We start from the raw sequence: 24,732 nt of genomic DNA, 5'->3' as shown, positions 1-24,732 counted from the left end.
GGCCATGAGCAACACGACACCGACCCGCAACGGCGCGCCCACTCCTGGCCCCGCCGTCTTTGCCGCCCAGGCCGACCTGGCCGTCATTGGCGAGCAACTTGTCCGCCTGCAACGTCCCGCCTGCGCGCTGCAAGCGGGCGGCCCCGCCGCCGCAGCCGCCTGGTGCGCCGCGAATCCGCTACCCGCCGTGCTGCTGGCCGACATCACCGGCGAGCCGCATCCGATCGCCGCGCTGCTGGAACTGGCGGCCCTGACCGGCCCCGCGTGCCGCATCGTCGCACTGGGCGACAAGCAGGACGTGGACCTGTACCGCCAGCTGCTGCAGGCCGGTATCTTCGACTACCTCATCAAGCCGCCGCGCCTGGACGTGCTGGCCGACACGCTGGCGCGCGCCGACGACGACGCGCCGCTGGGCCAGGGCGGCGCCGCGCGCGCCGGCCGTTCCGCGGCCATCGTGGGCGCAGCGGGCGGCCTGGGCGTCAGCACGCTGACCGCATCGCTGGGCCTGTGGCTGGCGCATTCGCGGCAGACGCCGACCGTGATGGTCGACTTCGACCGGCGCAAGGGCGACCTGCCGCTGCTGCTTGGCCTGGAAGCCGACGCGGGGCTTGCCAGCCTGCTGTCCGCGCCCGACATCGATCCGCGCCTACTGCAACGCACGCTGCTTGCCGCCGGCCAGGTGCCCGCGCCGCAGCAGGCGCAGCCTGCCGCGCGCCTGCAACTGCTGGCGCAGCGTCCCGGTCCTGAAACGCCTTTCGACCCCGAGCGCGCGCTCGAGATCGGCGGCGCGCTGTGCCAGTGGTTCTCGCTGTCGCTGTGGGACCTGCCGTCGCACCGGCCCGGCGGCGCGGACGAGGTGCTTGCGCATGCCGACATCCGGGTCGTGCTGACCGAGCTGACCGTACAAGGCGCGCGCAACACGCATCGCCTGCTGGCCGAGCTGGGCGAGGGCAGCGCCAATCAGCGTCTGGTCCTGGTGGCCAGCGACGCGCGCCAGACGCAGGCCGCCGCACTGAGCGCGGCACAGTTCGAGGAATTCGTCGGCCGGCGCATCGACCAGCATCTGCCCTACGCCGGCCAGGCGCTGGCCGCCAGCCTCCTGAAAGGCCCGCTGTCGCCGCAAGCCGCGCCCGCCTATGCCCAGGCCGTCGCGCAGCTTGGCGCGCGCATTCTCGGTCTGCCATCGGCCGCGCCCGCCTCCGAGCAGGGCACGCTGCATCGGCTGCGTTCCTGGCTGAACCGCTCGGCCCCGGCCGGCCGCGCGGCACGCGCCTGATTCCCGCAAGACACGACAGACCGACATCATGCTGCCCCGCCGAAAGCCCGCGCCTTCCTCCTTCCCTTCAGCGGCTGCCGCCGCGCAGGCCATTGCCACGCCCGCCGCTGCCGCCCCGGCCGTCCCGTCGCCGGCCGTCGCGCAGCCTGCACCCATGCCCAGCGCGCCCGTTGCACCCGCCCCCCGGGCACCGCAGCCCGCCCCGCGCCCCGCCGCCGCCGCGCCCAACGCCGAAAGCACCGCGCAGCGCCGCGTGATCCGCAACGAGCTCTTCGAGCTGATCGACCCGCTCAAGGCGGCGGCCATGCCGCGCGACCGGCTTCAGGCGCAGATTGACGCGCTGATCCGCCGCATCTGCGACGAGCAGCGCCTGCAGCTGTCCGGCCAGGAAGAGGAACTGATCGCGCGGCAGATGCTGGACGAGATGGTCGGCGTGGGCCCCATCGAACCGCTGCTCGCCGACGACACGGTCAACGACATCCTGGTGAACGGCGCCAACCAGATCTTCGTCGAACGCTTTGGCAAGCTGGAGCTGTCGTCCATCACCTTCATCGACGAAGAGCACGTCTTCAACACCGCGCAGCGCATCGCCGCCCGCGTGGGCCGCCGCATCGACGAAGCCAACCCGATGGTCGACGCCCGCCTGCCCGACGGCAGCCGCGTCAACGTCATCACGCATCCGCTGGCGCTGGACGGCACCACGATCTCGATCCGCAAGTTCATGCGGCGCGACCTGTCGCTGGAATCGCTGGCGACGCGCGGCGCGATGTCGATGGACATGGCCGTGCTGCTGCGCCGCGCAATGGAAGCGCGGCTGAACATCGTCGTGTCGGGCGGCACCGGCGCCGGCAAGACGACGCTGCTCAATGCGCTGTCGCAGAACATCAGCCCGCTCGAACGCATCATCACCATCGAGGACGCCGCCGAACTGCAGCTTCAGCAGGAACACGTTATCCGCCTGGAGACCCGCCCCGAAAGCGCCGAAGGCGGCGGGCGCGTCGACCAGCGCGACCTCATGAAGAACGCGCTGCGCATGCGCCCGGACCGCATCATCCTGGGCGAAGTGCGCGGCGGCGAGTGCTTCGACATGCTCCAAGCCATGAACACCGGCCACGACGGGTCGCTGTGCACCGTCCACGCCAACACGCCGCGCGATGCGCTGATGCGTCTGGAAAACATGGTGATGATGGCAAACATGCAACTGCCGCTGGCCGCGATTCGACGCCAGATCGCCAGCGCCGTCGACCTCATCGTGCAGATCGAACGCATGCGCGATGGCGCCCGGCGCGTCGTATCCATCATGGAAATCTGCGGCATGGAAGAAGAAGTGATCCAGACGCAGGAGCTGCACGTCTTCCGCTCGCGTGCCGGCTCGACGGCAACGCAGGTGCTGGGCGAACACACCGGCAGCGGCCTGCGCCCGAACTTCTACACCGAGAAGTCGCACCTGTTCGACCAGGATCTCGCCTGACGGCGGCAAGGCAGCCCGGACATGCTCGACCTCTTCACCCTGCTCATTTTCCTTCTGGTGTTCATCGGCTTTTTCGCGGTGCGCGCCAACAGCCGGCGCCAGCGCCGCGAAGACGCGATGGCCGCCCGCCTGGCGGCGCTGCGCCTGCAGATGCAGCGCGAGAGCGGCCTGGCGGCCGCCGTGCTGCAATCGCCCGACTCCATCGCGCTGCCGGGCCAGGACGACCTCTTTCCGCGCTGGCCGTGGCTGGGGCAGCGCGTGGCGCGCCTGCGCGACGGGCTGCGCGCGCTGGGCTGGCTGCCCAAGCTGCGTGAGCGCATCCTCATTTCGGCCGCCGTCGCATTGGTTGGCGCGCTGGCGCTGGTGCGCATGACCGGCGCGCCGTTCCTCCTGGCGCTGCTGGCCGCGCCGCTGCTGTGGGCCGCGCTGTGCACGATGCTTTATCAACAGGCCATGGCCAAGCACCTGGCCGCGCTGGCGCGCAGCCTGCCCGAAGCGATCGACGGCATCACCCGCATCTGCCGCTCGGGCGTGCCGCTGCAAAGCGCGTTCGGCATCGCCGCCGATCACCTGCACGGCCCCCTGGCGCCCGAGCTGCGCGAGATCGAGAACTGGCTCAAGCTCGGCGTGCCGCTCAAGCAGGCCATGCAATCGTCGGCCGAGCGCGTGCCGCTGCCGGAGTACCGCTTCTTTGCCGTCATTCTCATCATCAGCCAGGAGTCGGGCGGCCGGCTCGGCGACACGCTGGAACGCCTGTCCGCCACGCTGCGCGCGCGCGCCGAACTGGGCATGAAGGTGCAGGCCAAGACGTCCGAGGCGCGCGCCTCGGCCAAGATCGTCGCCCTGCTGGTGCCGGGCGTGCTGCTCTACATGTACCTGAATTCCCCGGACGACTTCCGCTTCATGTTCAACGACGCGGCGGGCGTCAAGGTGATGATCTACGCCGCCGCCAGCGTTGGGCTGGGCCTGTTCGTCACCCATCTGATGGTCAAGCGGATCCGCTGACCCTGCCCCGCGACTAGCTGCCATGCCCCTCTTTTCCGATCCCCTGGCGCCCCTGCTGCTCCTGGCCTTCATCGCCGGCATCGTGCTGGCCGTCTGGCTGCTGCGCGCCGAGTCGCGCCGCAATCCCCTGCACGAGCGGCTGGGCCGCCGCGGAAGAGGCGCCGGCGAAAGCACGGCCTCGATTGCGCTGGACTCCAGCTCGCCGCTGCCTCCCGTCGCCCAAGGCATCGCCGCCTTCGGCATGAAACTGGCCGGCACCGAGCAGGACCGCCTGGCCACCGAACGCCTGCTGGCGCAGGCCGGCTGGCGGCGCCCCGAGGCCAGCGGCCTCTTCATGGCCGCCAAGTACGGCAGCGGCGTCGTGCTGTGCGCGCTGGCCTTGTGGCTGCTGACCAGCCCGCAAACGCGCTTCGGCCTGACCGGCCTGGCCGTGGGCCTGATCTCGCTGTTCGTCGGCACCACCTTGCCCGAACTGCTGGTCAAGCTGCGCGCCGGCCGGCGTCACGAAGCCCTGGCCCGCAGCATGCCCGACGCGCTGGACCTCATGGTGATCTGCGCCGAGGCCGGCCTGCCGTTTCCGCGCATCCTGAAGGTGGTGTCGCGGGAACTGGCCTTCAGCGCGCCCGCCATGGCCGACGAACTGGCCTTCACCAGCGCCGAACTGCAACTGCTGCCCGACCGCGCCGCCGCGCTGCGCCACCTGGCCGACCGGACGCGCGTGCCGACCATCGAAAGCATGGTGGGGTCGCTGGTGCAGGCCGAACGCTACGGCACGCCGCTCGCGCAGGCGCTGCGCACGATTGCCGAGGAGAGCCGCAGCCGCCTGATCCTTGAACTGGAAGAGAAGGCCGGCAAGCTGCCCGCGCAGCTCAGCGTGCCCCTCATGACCCTCATCCTGCCGCCGGTGGTCGCCATCGTCGCCACGCCCGCGCTTATGCGCGTTATCCGGACCCTGATGCAATGACCGCAACCCTTCCGATGTTCCCGCTGCCCACCCTGCGCCTGACCCGCGCCGCCGGCGTCGTGCTGATGGCCGCGATGCTGAGCGCGTGCAGCACATTCAGCAAGTCCGATTCCGCCACCGCGCCCAGCAGCCGCAACCTGTTGACCCAGTCCAGCGGCAACACGGCCTCGCCGCGCCCGCTCGCCAGCAACGGCGACGCGGCGGCCGAAGGCCTGAAGCTTGCGCGTCTGCTGCGTGACCAGGGCCGCTACGAAGGCGCGGCCGGCGTCTACGCCCAGCTTGAACAGCGCGGCAGCCTGAAGCCGCTGGAGCTGCTGGAATACGCCAGCGTGGCCGCGCCCACCCAATCGCCGCGCGACAACCTGGCCCTGTTCGGCCGCGCCCGCCGCGCCCTGAACGAAGCGGGTACGACGCTCACGCCCGCCGCGACAGTCACGCTGTGCAACGGCCTGGGCCGCGCCCGCATGGCGATGGGCCAGCGCGACGCCGCCCTTCAGGACTTCGATTGCACACTCGCGGCCGACGCCAACAACGTCGCCGCATTGAACGCCAAGGGCGTGCTGCTGGACGCCAGCGGCGACCACGCGCAGGCCCGCAAGCTGCTGGCGCAGGCGTGGGAACTGGATCCCTCGGACTTCCGTGTCCTGAACAACCTGGCGCTGTCGCACCTGGCCAGCGGCGATGCGCAGGAAGCCATCCGCCTGTTGTCGCAGGCCGACGCGGTCCAGCTGCCGACACTCAAGCTGAACCTGGCCTTCGCGCAGGTGCTGCAGGGCGACGACGCCGCGGCGCGCAAGACGCTCGAAGGCATCATGGCGCCCGCGCTCGTGCCGCAGGCGCTGGCCGACTTCGCGCAGCGCCGCCAGCGCATCCGCGACGGCGCCGCCGTGGGCAGCGAACTGATGGCCGCCAGCCGCCACGTGCTGCTGCTGCGCGAAACGGAGGCAAACGGCAATGGCTGATCACGCCTGCGGCGCGCGCCGGTTCCTGCGCAGCCAACGCGGCTCGCTGTCCGTCGAAGCCGCGTACGTCCTGCCCGTCGTCATCGCCGCGGCGATGATGTTCATGGAGCTGGCCAACATCGGACTGACCATCAACATGGGCGCCAGCGCGCTGGAACGCGCCGTGCAGCAGTTCCGCCAGGACGGCGCGGCGGGCATGCAGGACGGCGGCGCCATCGAGTCGCTGGTGCGCTCGCGCATGGTGGCGGCCTCGCACAACTACCTGGACGACGAGAACATCGCCACCGTCGAAGTCGAGCGCTTTGCTTCGCTGGACGCGATGGGCGGCGGCGGTGGCGAGGACGAGACCCAGGCGGCGGCCTTGACCAACGTGCCCGCGTGGCGCATCGAGGTCGACGTGCGCAAGGACTTCATCACGCCTCTGCCGCGTCTCCTGGGCGTGGACAGCGGCGCCTTCCGCTATCGCTATCAGCAGGTGCTGGCCTACCTGCCGCAACGCAACCAGGAATCCCAGCCGTGACCGTCGCCCCGCGTCCACCCCGCGACGCCGCGACGCCGCGCCGGCGCCAGCGCGGCGCGCTGGCCGTGGAAGCGGCGCTTGCGCTGCCCATCCTGCTGGGCGTCGGCATGATCGGCGCCGACATGCAGCGCATCCACAGCGAACGCATCCGCGTGGAGAACGCCGCGGGCGCCATGGCGCTGAACATCGCGGCGCAACCTTCCCTGACCGCCGCCGGCGTCGACATGCTGGCGCAGCTTGCCATGCAGGGCCACGAAGAGATGCAGCAGCTCATCATCCTGAACGTGCTCGAGTCCGGCCGCATCGCCTGGGCGCTGCAGCGCGGCGGCGCAGGCGACCTGTGCGACGCGCCGGCCTCCGGCGGTCAATACACCGGCGTCCTGCCGCAAGACCGCCCCGACACTGGCGAAAGCAACGTGGACAACAGCACCCTGTCGATGATCGTGGTGAAGGCCTGCCGCGACACCGCCGACATCTCCATCTGGGCCGGCATGCCGCTGCCCGACCTGCTGCAAACGGCCGCCGTGTTCCGCGCCACCTCCCGAACCATCACGCTGGATGAAACGCTGCGCGCGGAAAGCGTCGCTTCCGGCCTGGCCTACGCCCAACCATGAAGCAACGTCCCGACCGCGTCCTCTCGCTGGCCCGCCAACGCGGCGCGTCCGCCGTATTCCTGCTGCTGTTGATCGGCGCCGTCGCCGCCCTGGCCGCCTATGCCTCGGACGGCACGCGCATGACCGCCGACGCCGCACAGCTCAAGCGCGCCACCGACGCAGCGGCGCTCGCGTCCGCCGCGGCCTACGCCAAGTCCCGCGACGCCGACATCCAGGACATCGCCGAACGCTACGTGGCGGTGAACCTGGGCATGGATCGCGCACAACTGGGCCGCGCGTTGTCCGTCCGGGCCGAGACCATCACGAAGAACGACATGCCCGGCACCCGCGTCACGGCGACGTTCGAAGCCTCGAGCATCCTCTCGCAGACGCCAGACCAGGCCGTCACCGTCGCGTCGGCCGCCGTCTCGCGCCAGCGCTCGCTGGAAGTGGCGCTCGCGCTGCCCAACTCGCTGGGAGAAGACGCCAACAATCTGGCCGCGCTGCGCCGGCTGGGCAAGTCGTTCGCCTCGCGCCTGCTGGAAGACGCCGACAGCGCCTGGCTCGCGTTGGTGCCCTACAGCCAGGCGGTCAGCGTCTACGATCCGGCGCAGTCCAACCGCATCCGCCTGTGGAGCAAGCCGGGCGCGCTCAACCCCGTCGAACTCACCTCGCTGTTCCGCTCCGGTTACGCGGGCCTGGCCGATCGCCGCATTCCCGACCGGCGCGCCAACCTGCTGTGCATGTACCGCGGCCTGAACCGCGGCGACAACTATTTCTGGACCGAACCGCCCGCCGGGCAGTTCGGCGTGTACTACCGCCACGACCTGCCCGAGAACGGCAGCCCCGGCGCCCCGCCCATCCGCTGGATCGGCCCCAATCCGTTCTTCGGCCAGGCCAACGGCGTGAACGACACGCGCTGGATGGTCGCCGACCGCGGCTGCCCCCACGCGGCGCTGCTGCCACTGACCAACGACCTGGGCAAGATCGGCGAACGGCTCGACGAAATGAGCACGCGCTTCAACACCAACCATGCCATCGCCATGGGCTGGGCCGCCATGGCGCTGGCGCCGGCCTTTCGGGGCGGGTCCGGCTGGGGCCTGGAGGACGATCTGCCCCGCGACTTCGACGACGGCACGGGCGATCGCGTCAAGGCCATCGTGTTCCTGGCCAACTCCACGGGCCAGCGCTGGTTCGACACCGATTCCTACAACGCCTACGTCGGCCAGAAGATCGATGGCGACTCGGACAACGGCGGCGGCGACGACAACGTCGTGACCGAACGCTTCGCCCGCCTGTGCAGCAGCTTTCGCGCCCGCGACCTGAAGTTCTACCTGATCGTCACGGGCAATGACGAAGAGACGGACGAAGACGGCCAGATCCGCAGCGCGTCAGACTTCCGGCGCATCGCGGGCCCCGGGCTGGCCGTCTGCGCGGAAAAGGGATCGGACCAGATCTACCTGTCCGGCAAGGACTTCGTGGTCTCCGAAGGCCGCATCCAGAGCCGGCTCGACGACATCGTCGACGAACTGCGCCAGCTCGCGGCGCTGACCACGCTCGTCGAATAAGCCAAACCCCGCATCACCACATTTGTTCCAGGACTTCCATGACTTCCCGCCGAATCCCCACGCTCCGCCGCCAGGCATTGGCCCTGGAACCCCGCTTCCTGCTTGATGCCGCCGCCGTGACGACGGCGGTGGACGTGGCCGCGCAGGCCGTGCCGCCGACCGAGACGGCGCCCGGCGTGGACGCGACGCCGACCGAAGCGACCGTTGTCGTCACCGACAGCAGCGACACCTTTGCGCCGGTCGATCTGTTCAGCGGCGTCGACGTGCACGCGCAGACGAGCGGCACGGACGAATTGACGCAACTGGTCGTCACGGTGGACCGCAGCGGCGCGAACCAGGCGCTGGTGATCGACGGCAAGACCATTGCGCTCGAAGGCGGCAGCGGCACGACGCGCGCCGATGACGACGGCTACGTCTATACCGTCGCCGTGAACGGCAACACCACCACCATCACCCTGCAACTGGATGCGTTCAATCCGGCGCCTGCCAGCGTCGCGGCATTGATCGACAGCATGTCGTACCAGATCCTGGACAAGTCGGTGGACGGCGGCAAGGTGTCGGTCTCGCTCAAGAGCCTATCCGACGCGGGCGGCCAGACGACCGACCTGTCCGCCATCACGGCGACGATCGACATCGACAGCCGCATCAACGTGGCGCCCGAGGTGAAAGGCGACCTGCTGCAGGAAGCGGATCACTTTGGCGCCGGCAGCCTGGCCGGCGCCACCGAGGTCGCCTATTCGGCCGACGGCAGGTTCGTCTACGCGGCGGGCAGCAACAACACGCTGTCCATCTTCGCCGTAGACGCGGCCTCGGGCCTGCTCAGCAAGACGCAGGACCTGACGTTGGCCGACCTGGGCACGGTCAATCATCTGGTGGTCAGCGGCGACGGCAAGTCGGTCTACACGATCTCCAGCAACGGCAACCTGATCCAGTTCAGTGTCGATGCGACCGGCACGTTGAGCCATGCGGCCACGCGATCGGTGGGCGGCGGGTCCACCGGCGGATTGGCGATCTCGGAAGACGGCACGCAGCTCTACGTGGACGCGTCGAACAACTTTGGCCGCGAGGCGCACGTCTACAGCCGCGACACCGAAACCGGCGCGCTCACGCAGATCCAGCGTCTGGACGCCGTGCGCAACGCCAGTCTTGCCACGGCCGGCGGCTACGTCACCGTCATTCACAGCGGCGCGGGTATCAACGCCAATCACACGCTCAAGATCTATCAACGTGACGCGGATGGCGTGCTGAATCTTGTCGACAGCCTCCTGCTGGACAAGACCGGCCAGGACGCCGTCGACTACGCAATCAGCATGTCCGCCGACGGCAAGCTGCTGTTCGTGGGCGAACCGGGCGCCAGCAACATCTCGGTCTTCCGGCTTGGCGCCGACAATCTGCTGACGCGCGCGGGCACGGTCGCCAGCGACAACATCGGCAGCCTGACGCTGAACGCGGACGGCACGCTGCTGTATGCCGCCACCACCGCCGGCACCGTCAGTGTCTACGCCGTGTCCGGCGACGGCGGCTTGACGCTGCTGGGCAGCGCCGCAGGCAAGACCAATGGCGCAGACATCTCGCTGTCCAAGGACGGCATGTCGCTGGTGGTGGCGGGCAACGGCCTGACCCGCTACACGACACTGCAATCGCTGACGCTGGGCCAGGACACCGTTCTCGGCGACCGCGTCAGCCTGTCCGACCGCAATTACGATCTGCTGGACGGCGGCGCCGGCAACTACAACGGCGCCAGCGTGTCCATCAAGGCGTCCCTGCCGGGCGGCGCGTTCGGGTTTGAGGGCGGCAACGGGCTGTCGATGACCAACGGCGTCATCTTGCGCGGCGGCGTCCAGATCGCCACGTACACCGTCGATGGCGACACCCTGACGCTGCGCTTCACCGGCGACGCCACGACCGCCGTGGCGAACCAGGTGCTGCAACAGGTGAGCTACGGCAATTCGGCCGTCGCGGCCGGCACGTTCATCACGCTGACCGTGCAGGCCAACGACGGCGCGTTGAACAGCGAAGCCCTCTCCATCAGCTTCCGCGGCAATACGGGACCGCAGATCGATGCCGGGGTTGCCAACGGCTACACGCCGGAGACCGTCACCACGGAGAAGGACTACCAGCTCGTCCTGCCGGAGAACCTCTTCAACGACGCGGACGGCGACCGGTTGACCTGGCGCGTTAGCGGGTTGCCCGCCGGCATCAGCTTCGACCCCGAGACCCGCACCCTGTCCGGCACCGCACTTGTCGCCGGCGCTTATCCCATCCGCATCACCGTCACCGATGCGTACGGCGCCAGCGTGACGCTCGATCTGAACCTGGATGTCGTTCAGACCCCCAATCGCGAGCCCGTCGTCAGCAGCAGCGCACCGGCGTCGTTCGGGCAGGTCACCGCGGGAGAGGGCGGCTTTACCGCCACTCTGCGCGCGGACATGTTCACCGATCCGGACAGCCGTTACGGCGACACCCTCACCTGGAGCATCGTCGAAGCGCTGCCGGCAGGCCTCGTGTTCAACGCGGCCACGCGCACGCTGAGCGGCACGCCCACCACGCAGGGCGATTACGTCCTGACCGTACGCGTGACGGACAAGGCAGGCCTGACCGCGGACCACAAGATGACGCTGCGCGTCGTCTCGGCCGCCGAAGCCGCCAACAGCGCGCCCGCGTTCGACATCGACGGCAGCGATCTGAGCTACACCTCGGATGGCCGGATCAACGGCTACGACCAGTACGTCTACAGCGTTCAGGTGTCGGACGACGGCTACACCGTCATCGTGCTGGGCAACGGGACGAACAACCATCAGGTTTCCCCCGCGGGCAACAGCACGCTCAGCGTCTTCACGCGCAATCCGAACACCGGTGAACTGACGCTGGTGCAGCGCTTTGTGCAGGGCGCCGTGAACGACGGCAACGATGCCAACGGCATCGAGATCCAGGGCCTGCTCAGCGCGGCGTCGGCCGTGTACTCGGCCGACGGCAAACACGTGTACCTCGTCGGCCAGAAGGCCGAGGGCGGCAACTATTTCCTGACCGGCTTCAACGTCAACGCTGACGGCACGCTCACGGCCAGCGGCCACAGCGCCGAGCTTGGCAGCACGCAGGTCAAGCAGCTTGTCGCGTCACAGGACGGCCACCTGTACGGCATCGCCGGCAACACCCTGTACGCCTACGGCATCGGCGCCAACGGCGAACTGACGGCCTCCGGCACGTACGAGAACCAACCCTTCAACACCGCGTCTGCCATCGAGGCCGACGCGCAGGGCCGCGTGTTCGTCGCTGGCGCCAATACCCTGACCATCTACGCCGCCAATCCCGACGGCAGCCTCACGCAACTCGTGACGCATACGGGTGACGTCGGCAACTTCGCGCGCAGCATCGCGGTGTCGGGGGACACCATCTACGTGTCGGCGGGAAGCAATGGCATCCTGACGCTGCGCTTCGACCCGATCGCGAAGACGGTCACGAAGGTTTCGTCCGTGGGCGCCCAGATGTGGGGTCTTGAACTGTCGGCGGACGGCAAGACCCTCTATGCCGGCGGCCTGACCGGCGCCCTGAACGTTTACCGCATCGGCGCTGACGGCGCGCCCACCCTGGTCAAGACCATCGCCCATGAGGGCGCCTCGGGCAACTATCGCGCCTTCCGCTTTGGCATTTCCCCGGACGGATCGTCGATGTATGTCGGCGGCTTCTACAACGCCGCCGGGCTGGGGCACATCGACATAGAGAAGGCGCTCACGGGCGCCTATGCGGAAGGCCAGACGGTCAAACCGGCGGCCGGGCTGACGTTCGGGGACGCGGACTACGACGCGCTGGCCTCGGGCGCGGGCGACTACAACGGCGCCACCATCACAATCGGGCGCGAAGGCGCTGCGAACACCAACGACCACTTCGGCTTTGACGGCGCGAACGGGCTCACGCTGGCCGGCACCGAGATCCGCTTGAACGGCGCCAAGATCGCCGACTTCACCAGCGCCGGAGGCATCCTCACCATCGCCTTCACCGGCCAGGTCAGCACCGCCACCGCCAACGCCGTGCTGCAGCAGGTGACCTACACGCACGACAGCAAGGACCCCGGCGCTACCATCCGCCTGAAGGTGCAGGTGCGCGACCAGTACGCGAGCGGTGTCGACAGCGTCGCGCTGGCGCTGACGGTCGCGCAGGTAAACGACGCGCCGGTTGTTGTCTCTACGCCGGCCGACGTCAAATACAGCCCCGGTGAATCCGCCGTCGGCCTGTTCGACGGCACCACGATCTCGACCGTCGAGAATGGCCAAACGATCGCCGGCCTGACCCTCACCGTATCGCCCGTGGCCAACGGCGCCAGCGAAACGCTGACCGTGGACGGCGCCGCCATCGCGCTGGTCGCGGGCAACGGGACGACCACCTCCGGCCACGCCTACACCGTCACCATAGACAACGGCGTGGCCACCATCACGATCACGCCGGCCGCCGGCATGACGGGCGATCAGGCGGCGGCGCTGGTGGACGGCATTGCCTATGCGAACCATGCCGCCGCCCCGACGACGGGCGAGCGCAGCATTGCGCTGACCGCCGTGCGCGACAGCGGCGGCACCGACAACGGCGGCAAGGACACCGCCGAACCGGACGTCGTCGCCAAAGTGAACGTGCAGTTCGAAGCACCGGTGCTGACCACGCCCATCGATTCGGTAGGCTTGAATGAACTGATCAGCCAGCTTGCCGACGGCGCGCCGTCCACTGCGCTGGAAGGCGTGCTCGATGTTTTCGAGGTGGACGGCAAGTTCTACCTGCTGCGCACCACCACCGAGTGGAACATGGACGCGCAGGCCGACCTGGAGGTCAACACGCTGTACGTGCTTGAGCGCGGCGCGGACGGCACTCTGCGCATCGCGCAGGCCATCGGCAACGGTGAAGTCGGCGCGCTGGCAGGCGCCGCGGATCTGCGCGTGTCGGCCGACAGCAAATCGCTTTACGTCGTCGCCAACCAGGGTGTCGTACTCTTCAGCCGCGATGCGGCGACGGGAATGCTTACCGCGCAGGGCACCTTTGGTGCCGACATCGTCACGGAATACGGCATGATCCGCGACGTGCTCGCCACTGGCGGCCTCGTCTACGCGACGGCGGGCGACAACCTGCTGGTCTTCCAGCAGGACGGCGCCGCGCTCGCGCTGATCCATACCTATACCGACGCGGGCGACACCGGCCTGCAACTGGACGGCGCCAATGCGTTGACGCTGTCGGCCGACGGCCGCTTCCTTTTCGTGGGCACGTCCGGCGGCAGCACGCTGGCGAGCGTCTTCTCGCTGGACCCCAGCGGCGTCCCGGCGTTCGTCATGGCCGCTCAGGGCAAGGACCCCGCCGCGGCGGACCAGTTCTACTTCACGCAGACGCTGACGGTTTCGCCGGATGGCAAAACGCTTTACGTGGTCGACTTCGACGACAACCAGCATCGCCTGCATACGCTTGCTGTGGACGCAGATGGCCGGCTCACGGCGCTGGCCACGACGCTGCCGGCCGGAGACGTCAAGCAGATCGTCGTGTCGCCAGACGGCTCCGCCGTGTTCGTGATCGCCAGCGACCGGATCGGCGTGTACAGCCGCGGCGCGGACGGTGTGCCCGTGCGCGTCGGCGAGATCTCGGGCTATGGCGACCCGTTTGGCGACGGCGTGAGCTTCGGCGAGATCCGCAGCGCAACGATTAGCGAAGACGGCACGAAGCTCTATCTGACGGGCCAATTCTCGTTCGACGACGGCGTGCTGGTGCTGGACCTGAAGCCCGCCGCCGCGCACTACACGGAAGGGACAGCGCCTGTGGCCATCCTGCCGTCGGCCACGCTGTCCGATCCGCAGCTCGATGCACTGAACAACGGACAGGGCGATTACAAGGGCGCCAGCATCTCGGTTGAACGCGCCGACGGCGCGCACGCCGACGACCGCTTCGGCTTTATCGACGGCGACAACCTGCGCCTTGACACCGCCAGTGGCCAGATTCTGTTGAACGACGTCGCCATCGCGACCTTCTCGCAGACCAACGGCGTGCTGACGCTGACGTTCACGGGCGCCATCAGTAAGGCCGATGCGCAGAACGTGCTGCGCCGCATCGCCTACAGCAATGCCAGCAACGATCCCACCCGTGACGGCGCGACCATCGTGCTGCGCACCACGCTGCACGATGGCGACGGCCATCAGGATGAACTCCAGACCGAGATCGAGCTGGAAGGCGTCAACAATGCGCCGATCATCGACACCACGCCGCGCAACCCCACGTTCCCGGCCGAAGGCGAACCGGTCAAGCTCTTCGAGGGCACTACGGTCGACACCGTGGAATCCGGCCAGAACGTGGCCCGCGTCATCGTCACCATCAGCCCCGCCAACGCACAGGACATCCTGGGCGTGGACGGCAGCAAGATCCGTCTGGACAAGGACTCCAACGGCCCGCAGACCACGGCCTCCGGCCTGCAGTACATGGTGACCATCGCCGACGGCGTCACCACCGTGACCCTTTACCTGAACTCGTCGGGCGAACGCGCCGCGCAGGTCATCGACAGCCTCGCCTACTCCAACGCCGCCAGCCCGCTGAGCGGCACGCGCACGATCAGCCTGACCGTTCAAGAGTGGTCCAGCGACAATGGCTCGACGGATGCGGACGAGGCGGCGACCGTCACGCTGACCGGCCCGGCTGCCCCCAACACGCCGCCCGCGGTGACCGGCGGCAACGACGTGTCCTACACCGAGCGCGCCGATCCCATCCTGATCGCGCCCGATGGCGTGGTCGCCGATGCGCAGATGGACGCCTTCAACGGCGGCGCGGGCAACTACGACGGCGCTGTCTTGACGATCACGCTGGGCGCGGGCAAGAGCGCCACAGACGCACTGGGCTTTGAGCCCGGCAACGGCCTGACGCTGGAAAACGGCGTCCTGAAAAAGGACGGCGTGGCGATCGGCGCGGTGTCGCAGGCCGACGGCGTGCTGACGATCCGCTTCAGCGACGAGGCCGGTTCCATTCCCACCAAGGCTGACGTGCAGAACACGCTGCGCCAGATCACCTACGCTAACAGCAGCCACGCGCCCGTAGACAGCGTGGCCATCAGCGTGACGCTGACCGACCAGCGCGGCCTCGCGTCGACGGCAATGGACTTCTCCATCAACATCACGGCCATCAACGATGCGCCGGTCGTCGATGCCGATCCGGTGCTGTCGCTGGGCGACCTGACGCACGTGCAGGATCTGACGACGATTCCCGGCCTGGAAAAGCCCACCGCCAGCGTCGTGTCCGCCGATGGCGCGCGCGTCTACGTGGCCGACGGCAAGGGCGCCATCGCGGTGTTCAGCCGCGACGGCGACACCGGCTCGCTGACTTACGTGCGCACGTTCGCCGGCGTCGGCAATCTTGCGGGCATCAAGGAGTTGGTGAGCTCGGCCGACGGCAAGAGCCTGTACGCCCTGCGCGCGGACGGCAACGCCATTGGCGTGTTCGGCGTGAGCGCCGACGGCACGCTGACCCACCAGGCCACCATCACCAGCAATTACGAGCTGGATGGCGGCAGCCTGAACGACATGAAGGGCATTGCGTTGTCCGAAGACGGCAAAAACCTGTATCTGATCAACAGCTACGGGATCGCCTACTTCAACCGCGACGCGCAGAGCGGCGCGCTCACATATATCGGCGCCATCAGCGGCGATATGAACGCGGAGCCGTTCCTGTGGCAGCCCACCGACATCGCGGTGCGCGGCGACCTGCTCTTCGTGGTGACCAACACCAGCTCGAGTTCGACGCTTATCGTCTATCGCCGCGACGGCAGCGGCGCCTTGTCGGTCCTGACGCACATCCAGGGCGGCGGCACGGACGCGGCCGGCCAGACCGTCTCGTTCTCCAACCTGCAGCACATCGCCGTCAGCGCCGACGGCAGCACGATCTTCGTGTCCAACAGCCGCACGTCCTCGTTCAACGGCTGGACCGGCGGGTATGAAGTGCACGAGAACCCCCAGGCCATCGATGCCTTCCGCCTGAACGCGGCGACCGGCGCGCTGACGCATCTGGGCACGCTCACCGGCAGCCAGACGGTGGAGAGCATCGCACTGTCCGCGGATGGCAAGGCGCTGTTCGTGACCCTGGCCGACGGCACGCTCAACTACTACGCCACGGCAACGCTCAATCTGATCAGCTCGCAGAGCGGGCTGGCCGGGGCCGGTCAGATTGCGGTGTCGGCCGATGGCGGCGTGATCGTGGTGGGCAACGAACTGGACGTCCTGAACGCCCCGCCGGCCCCGCAGCCCGTCTACATCATCGACGGCGACGGCGTGCCGGTCGCGCCGACGCTTGCGCTCTCGGACGCCGAACTGGATGCGGCGAACAACTATCAAGGCGCCAGCGTCACCTTCAGCGGACAAGCCGGCGACCGCTTCGGCTTCCTGGCCGGCGACGGCTACACGCTCGCCGGGGACGTCATCTCGTTCAACGGCCAGACCATCGCCACGCTGACGCAGACTGGCGACAACGCGACGCTGCGTTTCACCGGGCCCGTCGACCGCGCGCAGGCCAATGCGCTGCTGCACCGTGTGACCTACGCCAGCACCGACGACACGCCTGGCACGCGCAGCGTCACCATCACGCTCAACGACGGCGACATCGCCAGCGCGGGCTATGACGTGGACGTGACCGTCCGCCTGCCCAATCAGGCGCCGGTCGCGGGCGCCGACCCGTACACGCCCGAGACCGCGCTGGCCGGACGCGATTACACAGTGACCCTGCCGGAAACGCTTTTCAGTGATCCGGAAGGCGGCAAGCTGACGTGGAGCGTCAGCGGCCTGCCTGCGGGGCTGACCTTCGATCCGGCCACCCGCACGATCTCCGGCGTGCTTGCCGCGACGGGGCAATACACGGTCGTCGTCACCGTGACGGATCCGGAAGGCGCATTCGTGTCGCGTGACGTGATCTTCGAAGCCGTCGAGCCGCCGAACACCGCGCCCGTCGACAGCGGGATCGCACTGACACCGGGTGTCGTCCAGGTGGGCGAGCCCTACGCATACACGTTCCCCGCCGGGCTCTTCACCGACGCCGACGGCGATGCGCTCACGTGGCGGATTGACGGCCTGCCGGAAGGACTGACCTTCGATCCGGCGACCCTGACCATCCGAGGGACTGCGACAGCCGAAGGCAGCGTTGCCGTGGTCGTGAGCGCCACCGACACGTCGGGCGCCAGCGTCTCGCGCATCATCACGCTGACGGTCGCCACCGCGCAGACCGAGCCGAACCCGGGGACGAATCCTGGCACGGATCCTGGGTCCAATCCCGGCACGGATCCGGGCACGCAGCCCGACCCCAACGCCAACCCGAATCCCGGCAACCCCGCCGACGTGCCGCCGCCGGATCTGAGCACGTGGCAGCGCGACCCGGTGTTTGCCTCCGACACGACTGCCGACGACACGCGGGACGACGCGTTCCGCTCGCTGCGCCAGGCGCTCGGCGGTATTCCCGCACCATCGGTCGATGCGTTCAGCGTTCCCATCCGCGACGGCCTGTCGACGCCGCCGCAATGGACATCGACGGCGCTGCTCGACGAACTGCTGGCAGATTCGCTGGAACGCCGTGACGCCGACGCGGCACGCCCGTTCACGCTGGATGCGGACGGCGGCGTCCGTTCGCCGCTCGTGGTCCTGGCCAGCCCCGACGCACCCGGGCTCTCGTTCTCCAGCGCCGCGATTACGGGCCTCTGGCGCGCCGACGTGGCGGGCAACCGGCAGACCTACGCCTTGCCGCGCGGCCTGATCCGCAGCAGCGGTCCCATCGCCTCGCTGGCGTTGCGCATGGCAGACGGCTCCGATCTGCCGCCGGGCGTGCGGCTCGATGCGGCGCGCGGCCTCATCGTGGCGCCGGGACTTGCCGACGCCCAGACGCTATCGCTGCAACTCGTGGTGCGCGCGGCCAGCGGTGAATCCCGCGCCATTCCGGTCACCATCTCCGCCGAGCGCGTGGGCGCGTGGCACGGCGCCGATGCCGTTGCCACACGTGACGACACCCTCGCCGCCGACAAGCCCGCGCTGACCCAGCAGCTTCGCCACAGCGCCGCGCACGACGTGTTGGATGCGGCGCGGCAGTTTCTCGCTTCCCTGGACGACGGCGCCGCGGGCGGCGCCTCCGACACGGCCGCCGGCGCCCGGCAGGCCATCACCATCAATGCAGCAAGCTGATTCCAGACATGACTCCTACCTTTGATTCCGCCACGCCCATGACACATCGCGCCCGCCGCTTCGCCCTGACCGTGCTCGCCACGGCCGTTCTCGCCGGTTGCGCCGTCACGCCGCCCGAGAAGCTGAGCACGCAGGACCTGCTGCAACTCGACCAGGCCGACCGCGGCGCCATGTTCGCGCAGCAGGAACCGGTGACGGGCCCGATCACGCTGGACGAGGCCATCGCCCGCGCCGTCAAATACAACCTGCAGCAGCGCCTGGCCCTGATGGAGCGTGCGCTGGAAGACGACCTGACCGACGTGCAAAAGCAGGGCATGCTGCCCAAGCTGACCGCCCGCGCCGGCATGCGCGCCCGCAACAATGATTACGGTTCGTCCAGCGAGTCGCTGGCCACCGGCACGCAATCGCTGGTGCCGTCCACCAGCCAGGAACGCGACACGCACACGACCGACCTGCAACTGACGTGGAACGTGCTGGACTTCGGCCTGAGCTACTTCGGCGCCAAGGCGCAAGGCAACAAAGCGCTGGCGGCCGAAGAGCGCCGCCGCCGCGTCGTGGCCGACATCATCCGGCAGACGCGCACGGCGTACTGGAACGCCGTGACCGCGGAACGCCTGAAGGACCGCGTGTCCTCGACGCTAGCCGAAGCGCGCCAGACGCTGGAATACGCGCGCCAGACCGAGCAGAAGCGTCTGGTCGCGCCCATCCTGGCGCTGCGCTACCAGCGCGATCTGCTGAACATGGTGCGCCAGACCGAGGCGCTGGACAACGAACTGGCGCAGGCCAAGGCGCGCCTCGCCACGCTGATGAACCTGCCGCCCAGCGCGGACTTCCAGCTGGCCACGCCGGACGCCGCCACCATGGCGCCGCCCGTGCTCGCCTACGAACTGCAGGACCTCGAAGCCCTGGCAATGGTCCGCCGCCCGGAGCTGCGCGAAGAAAGCTACCTCGCGCGCAACGCCGTGCTGGAAACGCGCATGTCGCTGCTGCGCCTCTTGCCCAACGCGTCGCTCTTTGGCGGCCTGAACTACGACAGCAACAAGTACCTGGTCAACAACAGCTGGGCGGACGCCGGCATGCAGGTGAGCTGGAACCTGCTCAGCGTGCTGTCGTGGTCGTCGATCACCCGCGCCGGCGAGTCGCGTGAACAGGTGGCCGAACTGCGCCGCCAGGCCTTGCGCATGACCGTGCTGAGCCAGGTCCATATCGCCTGGCTGGAACGCCAACGCGCGGAAACCGCCTTCCGCCGCGCCAATGAACTGAGCCGTTTGCAGGACGCGATTCAGGTGCAGACCGAGAACGCCGCGCGCAGCAGCGCCGAGACGCATCTGGAAGTGGTGCGCGCAAAGGTCGAGACCCTGCTCGCCACGCGTGCCCGCGACCTGAGCTATGCCGAACTCGTCAACGCGCAGAACACGATCTACCAGGCCGCCGGGATCGATCCCCTGCCCGAACGCATCTCCGATGAAAGCCTGGCCAGCCTGGCGCGCGACATCGCCGAAACCAACCAGCAGATCGAACGCGGCCACGTCGACATTCCGCGCCTGGCCGTGGCGCCGCAGGCCATCGACACGAACGGACAGGCCATCGCGACACCCGTGATCGACCCCGTTGCGTCCGTGACCGAACCCGCCGCGCCGCCCGCACTGCGCACCGTCTCCGGCAATCTGTGGAGCAGCGTCGGTTCCGTCGCCAGCGCCGGCAGCGCGGACAACCCATCGGTGAAAGCACGCTGACATGCCGATTTTGCAAGCCTCCGTATTGCGGCACGGCGCGCGCCTGCTGCTGGCAGCGGGCGTTGCCGCGTCCGCGGCCGTCCATGCCCAGACGCCGCCGCTCGTCCCCATGACCGCCCCGGCCGCCGCCGACACGGCCCGCGCCCAACTCGTGGCCGCGCGGCGCGCGGTGATTTCCAGCAGCCTGTCCGGCAAGATCGAAACCCTGCCGTTTCGGGAAGGCGACCGCTTCAAGAAGGGCGACGTGCTTGTCGCCTATGACTGCGCCCTGAACCGCGCCCGGCTGGAACGCGCCGTACTGGCCGAATCGGCCGCGCGCAAGAAGCAGGCGGTGGCCGAGCAGCTGGAGGCGCTGCGCTCCATCAGCCGATCCGACGTCGAACAGGCGCGCGCGGCGGTCGCCGTCGCCCGTGCCGAAAGCAATGCCGAAAGGGTACTCGTGGATCGCTGCGTCATTGCCGCCCCGTTCGCGGGCCGGGTCGGCGAAACCTATGCGCGCGCATCGGAAAGCGTGGCCGAAGGCGAGAAGCTCGTCAGCATCTACGACGACTCCGCCTTCGAACTGGAAGCGATCGTGCCTTCGCGCTGGCTGGCGTGGCTCAAGCCCGGTTCGCCGCTGCGCGTCACCGTCGACGAGACGGGGCGCACGTACGAGGCCTCGGTCTCGCACATCGCGGGCGCCGTGGACCCGGTCAGCCAGTCGGTCAAGATCATTGGCCGCCTCGCCGACGCGCAGAACACGGCCGCCGAACTGCTGCCCGGCATGAGCGGCAGCGTGCGCGTGGATGTTCCCGCCTCGGGAACGCCGTGAAAGACAACGCATCGCGAGAAGACCTGCTGGCCGCGCTGCTTCAGCTGGAAAAGCGCGCGCGGGCCTGCGTGGACACGCAGGCGCTGGCATTCCTGATGGTCAACGACACGCACGCGCTGGCGGCGTATCGTCAGGCGGCGCTGTGGCTGCCGGGCGCCGGTGGCGACGGCGTCATCTCCGCACTGTCAGGCCTGGCGGTGCCGGACCCGAACGCCCCCTTTACCGTATGGCTGGCCAGCCTGCTGGCAAGCCGCGCGCGCGAGGGCGCAAGCGGCCCCTTTGCCGCGACGCCCGACGAGCACGCGATGTGGGCGGAGCATCTGCCGCGCCACGGCCTGCTGCTGCGCCTGCCTATGGGCGACGCGACGGCAAGCGATGGTCTGCTTGCCCTGTGGCGCGATACGCCGTGGACGGGCGCGGAGATTGCCGTGCTGGGTCTGCTGGCGGACGCCTACGCGCACGCCTGGCGCGCGTTGGCGCCCACGCAGCGCACGGGCCGCGCGGCCGGCTGGTGGGGCCGCCTGCGCCATGGCGAACGCCGCACGCGCTGGTGGCTGGCGCTGGGCGCGGCCGTCATCGCGCTGATGTTCGTGCCGGTTCGCCAATCCGTGCTTGCGCCGGCCGAGGTCGTCGCGCGCGCGCCCATGGCCGTGCGCGCGCCACTGCAGGGCGTCGTCGACCAGATCGCCGTCACGCCCAACCAGACCGTCGAGAAAGGACAACTGCTGGCCGCGCTGGATGTGCGCGACCTGGAAGGTCGGCTGGAAAGCGCACGCCAGGCGCTGGCCGTGGCCGACGCCGAGCTGCGGCAGAACCAGCAGCAGGCGCTGGTCGATGACCGCAGCAAGGCCACGTTGGCGCTGGCGCAAGGCAAGCGCGCGCAGGCCGCGAGCGATGTGGACTTCTATGCCAAGGCGGTGGCGCGCACGCAGCTACGCGCCGAGCGCGACGGCATCGTGCTGTTCGACGACCCCGCCGACTGGATCGGCAAGCCCGTGGCACTGGGCGAACGCATCATGATGGTGGCCGACCCGGCGGACGTCGAGCTGGAAATCCACTTGCCCGTGGGCGACGCGATTGCGCTGCCGGCCGAAGCGCCGATCCGGCTCTTCCTGAACACCGCCCCCGCCGATCCCTTGCCCGCCACGCTGCTGCGGGTGGGATACCGCGCCGCGCCCACTGCCGAAGGCGCCATGGCCTATCGCGTGCGCGCACGCCTCACCGACGACGCGCTCGCCACGCAGCCGCGCGTCGGCCTGAAAGGCACCGCCAAGCTGTACGGCGAATCCACGCCGCTCTACGGCTACCTGCTGCGCAAACCCCTGGCGACGCTGCGCGTATGGCTGGGACTGTAAGCGGCGCGCTGCCCGCGCTGCGCGAAGAGCTGCTGCTGCATCGCGCGCCCCCCAACCACGACGGTTCGCCCGCCTGGACGCTGGAGGACCCCGGCCGCGGCCTGTTCTTTCAGATCGGCTGGGCGGAAGCGGAGATGCTGGCGCGCTGGCGGCTGGGCAGCGCCGACGCGATTGCGGGTGCGGCGGCCAGTGAAACCACGTTGAAGCTCAGCGCGGACGACGTCGAGGACTTTGCAAAGTTCCTGCAGCACAACAGCCTCGTGCAACTGCGCGGCCCGGACGCGATTGCCCGCTACGCCAAGGAGGCCGATGCGCGCCGCAACAGCCACTGGTTGAAAAGCCTGATCCACCAGTACCTGTTCTTCCGCATTCCGCTGGTCCGGCCCGACGCGTTCCTGACCCGCACGCTGCCCGCCGTGCGGCGCCTGTTTCTGTCGCGCGCCTTCCTGCGGTTGACGGTGGCCGCCGGCGTACTCGGCCTGTTTCTTGCGGCGCGCCAGTGGGATCAGTTTCTCCACACGTTCCTGCACTTCTTCACCCTGGAAGGCGCACTGGCGGCCGCCGTCACGCTGGGCGCGGCCAAGGTGCTGCACGAACTCGGTCACGCCTACGCGGCCAAGCATCACGGCTGCCGCGTCGCCACCATGGGCGTGGCGTTCATGGTGATGTGGCCGGTGCTGTACACCGACAGTTCGGGCGCCTGGCGGCTGTCCAGCCGCCGCAAACGCATGTCGATCGGGGCCGCCGGCATGCTGGCCGAAACGGCGCTGGCCGCGTGGGCGACGCTGGCGTGGAGCTTCCTGCCCGACGGTGTGCTGCGCAGCGCCGCGTTCACGCTGGCAACGACCACCTGGCTGCTGACGCTGGCCGTCAACCTCAATCCGCTGATGCGCTTTGACGGGTATTTTTTGCTGACCGACGCGCTGAACGTGCCCAACCTGCAGAATCGTTCCTTCGCGCTGGCCCGATGGAAGCTGCGCGAATGGCTGTTCGGACTTGGCGACGAGCGCCCCGAAGTCTTCGCGCCCTGGCGCGAACGCACGCTCATCACCTACGCCTTCTGCGTCTGGATCTACCGCTTCTTTCTGTTCCTGGGCATCGCCCTGCTGGTGTATCACATGGCTTTCAAAATGCTGGGCATCGTGCTGTTCGCCATCGAGATCGTGGCGTTCGTGCTCAAGCCCATCTACACCGAACTGCGCGCGTGGCGCGACCGTCTGACCAGCCGTCCCGGCGGCGGTTGGAACCGGCGCAGCCGCATCACCGCCGGCGTCGCGCTCGTCGGCGTGCTTGCCGCCGTGGTGCCGTGGCGCACGCGCATCGAGGCCCCCGCGCTGATGCACGCCGCGCAGCAGGCCCGCATCGTCGCGCCCGCAGGCGCCCGCATTCAGCGCATCGACGTGCACGCCGGACAAACGGTCAGCGCCGGCGCGACGCTCTTCGTGCTGGACGCGCCCGACATGACCCACGAGATCGACTCGCTGACGCGCCGCATCCAGGTGCTGCAATGGCAGCAGTCGTTCCAGGCGATGACCCGCGACACCGCCGCCGCCGTGCCCGTTGCCGCCGGCGAACTGCAGGCGGCGCGCGAACGCCTCGACGTGCTGTCGCGCCAACGCCAGCAGCTCACCATCCGCGCGCCGTTCGACGGCATCGTCGCGGAACTGGCCGAGCCCCTCGCAGCGGGAGAGTGGATTGCCGAAGGCGAATGGCTGGCGTCGCTGGCCGACCCGTCAAAGGCGGTCGTGCAAGCCTATGCGTCCGAAGACGATCTGCACCGGCTGCGAGCGGGCGGCCACGCGCGCTTTCTGTCCGAAGATCCCGGCGAGCCCGCCGTCGCGCTGGTTGTGTCCGACATCGCAGCCACTGCGACGCGACGCCTGGCCGCCGCGCCCGAACTCAGCTCTACGCACGGCGGCGCCGTGCCCGCGACGCAGGCGCCGCGCGGCGAAGCGCGCCCCGATCCCGAATCGCAGGGCCTAGTGCCGGAACGCGCGGTGTATCGCGTGATTCTGCGCCCGGCGGATACGTCGAACGCCGCCATGCCGCGCCTGCAGGCCATGCGCGGCACGGCCATCATCGAAGGCGACGCCGAAAGCCTGCTGTTGCGCACGTGGCGCCGCGTCGCCGCGCTGCTGGTGCGCGAAACCGGCTTTTGAGGGACATGCTTCGACCGCCGAATTTCCAACGCCATCCTTTACACGCAACCGTGTACGGCATCGCTCGCACGGACACGTTTCTTAAGCATCTTTAACGTGTCATTCGGCAAGTCGTACGAAATAATAAGACTCATCATCATCCATCA

Annotated in this window: 13 protein-coding genes; all 13 read left to right on the top strand. The window is 69.0% G+C overall.

The genetic code is table 11. From position 1 onward, the window contains the following. Positions 1-4 precede the first annotated feature (4 nt). From AC6CIE_RS14220 to AC6CIE_RS14160, 13 genes are read left to right on the top strand one after another with little or no spacing between them, the layout of a single operon-like run. On the top strand, positions 5-1,276 hold the full coding sequence (locus tag AC6CIE_RS14220; protein WP_498092548.1) for a CpaE/TadZ family protein: 1,272 nt from the start codon (positions 5-7) through the stop codon (positions 1,274-1,276). A 28-nt stretch (positions 1,277-1,304) separates the two neighbouring features. Then, the gene (locus AC6CIE_RS14215) at positions 1,305-2,747 is read left to right on the top strand and encodes a TadA family conjugal transfer-associated ATPase (RefSeq protein WP_452003793.1); all 1,443 of its coding nucleotides are present in this window, start codon (positions 1,305-1,307) and stop codon (positions 2,745-2,747) included. Positions 2,748-2,768: 21 nt separating this feature from the next. Then, positions 2,769-3,752, top strand: a complete 984-nt coding sequence (locus AC6CIE_RS14210; protein WP_498092546.1) for a type II secretion system F family protein — start codon at positions 2,769-2,771, stop codon at positions 3,750-3,752. Between the two features lie 22 nt (positions 3,753-3,774). Further along, on the top strand, positions 3,775-4,716 hold the full coding sequence (locus AC6CIE_RS14205) for a type II secretion system F family protein (protein ID WP_239216442.1): 942 nt from the start codon (positions 3,775-3,777) through the stop codon (positions 4,714-4,716). Then, entirely contained in the window at positions 4,713-5,678 is a 966-nt protein-coding gene (locus AC6CIE_RS14200; RefSeq protein ID WP_498092544.1) for a tetratricopeptide repeat protein, read from the top strand. The genes AC6CIE_RS14205 and AC6CIE_RS14200 overlap by 4 nt, the downstream gene beginning before the upstream one ends. Then, positions 5,671-6,198, top strand: coding sequence for a TadE/TadG family type IV pilus assembly protein (locus AC6CIE_RS14195; protein WP_239216444.1), 528 nt, complete (start codon positions 5,671-5,673; stop codon positions 6,196-6,198). The genes AC6CIE_RS14200 and AC6CIE_RS14195 overlap by 8 nt, the downstream gene beginning before the upstream one ends. Further along, positions 6,195-6,812 carry a hypothetical protein gene (locus AC6CIE_RS14190; RefSeq protein ID WP_498092542.1) on the top strand — a complete coding sequence of 206 codons (618 nt, stop codon included), beginning with the start codon at positions 6,195-6,197 and terminating at the stop codon, positions 6,810-6,812. The genes AC6CIE_RS14195 and AC6CIE_RS14190 overlap by 4 nt, the downstream gene beginning before the upstream one ends. Further along, a complete protein-coding gene (locus AC6CIE_RS14185) occupies positions 6,809-8,359 on the top strand; it encodes a hypothetical protein (protein ID WP_239216446.1) in 1,551 nt (516 codons plus the stop codon). Before AC6CIE_RS14190 ends, AC6CIE_RS14185 begins: the two co-directional genes overlap by 4 nt. 38 nt (positions 8,360-8,397) lie before the next feature. Beyond that, a complete protein-coding gene (locus tag AC6CIE_RS14180; protein WP_498092540.1) occupies positions 8,398-18,525 on the top strand; it encodes a putative Ig domain-containing protein in 10,128 nt (3,375 codons plus the stop codon). Between the two features lie 8 nt (positions 18,526-18,533). Continuing rightward, positions 18,534-20,261 (top strand): TolC family protein, encoded by a 1,728-nt coding sequence (locus AC6CIE_RS14175; protein ID WP_498092538.1) that lies wholly within the window; start codon positions 18,534-18,536, stop codon positions 20,259-20,261. Between the two features lies 1 nt (position 20,262). Further along, the gene (locus AC6CIE_RS14170) at positions 20,263-21,072 is read left to right on the top strand and encodes an efflux RND transporter periplasmic adaptor subunit (protein ID WP_498092536.1); all 810 of its coding nucleotides are present in this window, start codon (positions 20,263-20,265) and stop codon (positions 21,070-21,072) included. Further along, entirely contained in the window at positions 21,069-22,427 is a 1,359-nt protein-coding gene (locus AC6CIE_RS14165; protein ID WP_498092534.1) for an efflux RND transporter periplasmic adaptor subunit, read from the top strand. Before AC6CIE_RS14170 ends, AC6CIE_RS14165 begins: the two co-directional genes overlap by 4 nt. Continuing rightward, entirely contained in the window at positions 22,412-24,586 is a 2,175-nt protein-coding gene (locus AC6CIE_RS14160; protein ID WP_498092532.1) for an efflux RND transporter periplasmic adaptor subunit, read from the top strand. The genes AC6CIE_RS14165 and AC6CIE_RS14160 overlap by 16 nt, the downstream gene beginning before the upstream one ends. The last annotated feature ends 146 nt before the right edge of the window (positions 24,587-24,732 follow it).

Source organism: Achromobacter sp. GQ309 (assembly GCF_059759315.1).
The sequence above is the reverse complement of the archived record's forward strand: the minus strand, read 5'-3'. Positions and strand labels throughout refer to the sequence as shown.

Coding starts and splice junctions, on each gene's coding strand:
- AC6CIE_RS14220 (WP_498092548.1), top strand. CDS start 5: ATGAGCAACACGACACCGACCCGCAACGGCGCGCCCACTCCTGGCCCC.
- AC6CIE_RS14215 (WP_452003793.1), top strand. CDS start 1,305: ATGCTGCCCCGCCGAAAGCCCGCGCCTTCCTCCTTCCCTTCAGCGGCT.
- AC6CIE_RS14210 (WP_498092546.1), top strand. CDS start 2,769: ATGCTCGACCTCTTCACCCTGCTCATTTTCCTTCTGGTGTTCATCGGC.
- AC6CIE_RS14205 (WP_239216442.1), top strand. CDS start 3,775: ATGCCCCTCTTTTCCGATCCCCTGGCGCCCCTGCTGCTCCTGGCCTTC.
- AC6CIE_RS14200 (WP_498092544.1), top strand. CDS start 4,713: ATGACCGCAACCCTTCCGATGTTCCCGCTGCCCACCCTGCGCCTGACC.
- AC6CIE_RS14195 (WP_239216444.1), top strand. CDS start 5,671: ATGGCTGATCACGCCTGCGGCGCGCGCCGGTTCCTGCGCAGCCAACGC.
- AC6CIE_RS14185 (WP_239216446.1), top strand. CDS start 6,809: ATGAAGCAACGTCCCGACCGCGTCCTCTCGCTGGCCCGCCAACGCGGC.
- AC6CIE_RS14180 (WP_498092540.1), top strand. CDS start 8,398: ATGACTTCCCGCCGAATCCCCACGCTCCGCCGCCAGGCATTGGCCCTG.
- AC6CIE_RS14175 (WP_498092538.1), top strand. CDS start 18,534: ATGACTCCTACCTTTGATTCCGCCACGCCCATGACACATCGCGCCCGC.
- AC6CIE_RS14170 (WP_498092536.1), top strand. CDS start 20,263: ATGCCGATTTTGCAAGCCTCCGTATTGCGGCACGGCGCGCGCCTGCTG.
- AC6CIE_RS14160 (WP_498092532.1), top strand. CDS start 22,412: ATGGCTGGGACTGTAAGCGGCGCGCTGCCCGCGCTGCGCGAAGAGCTG.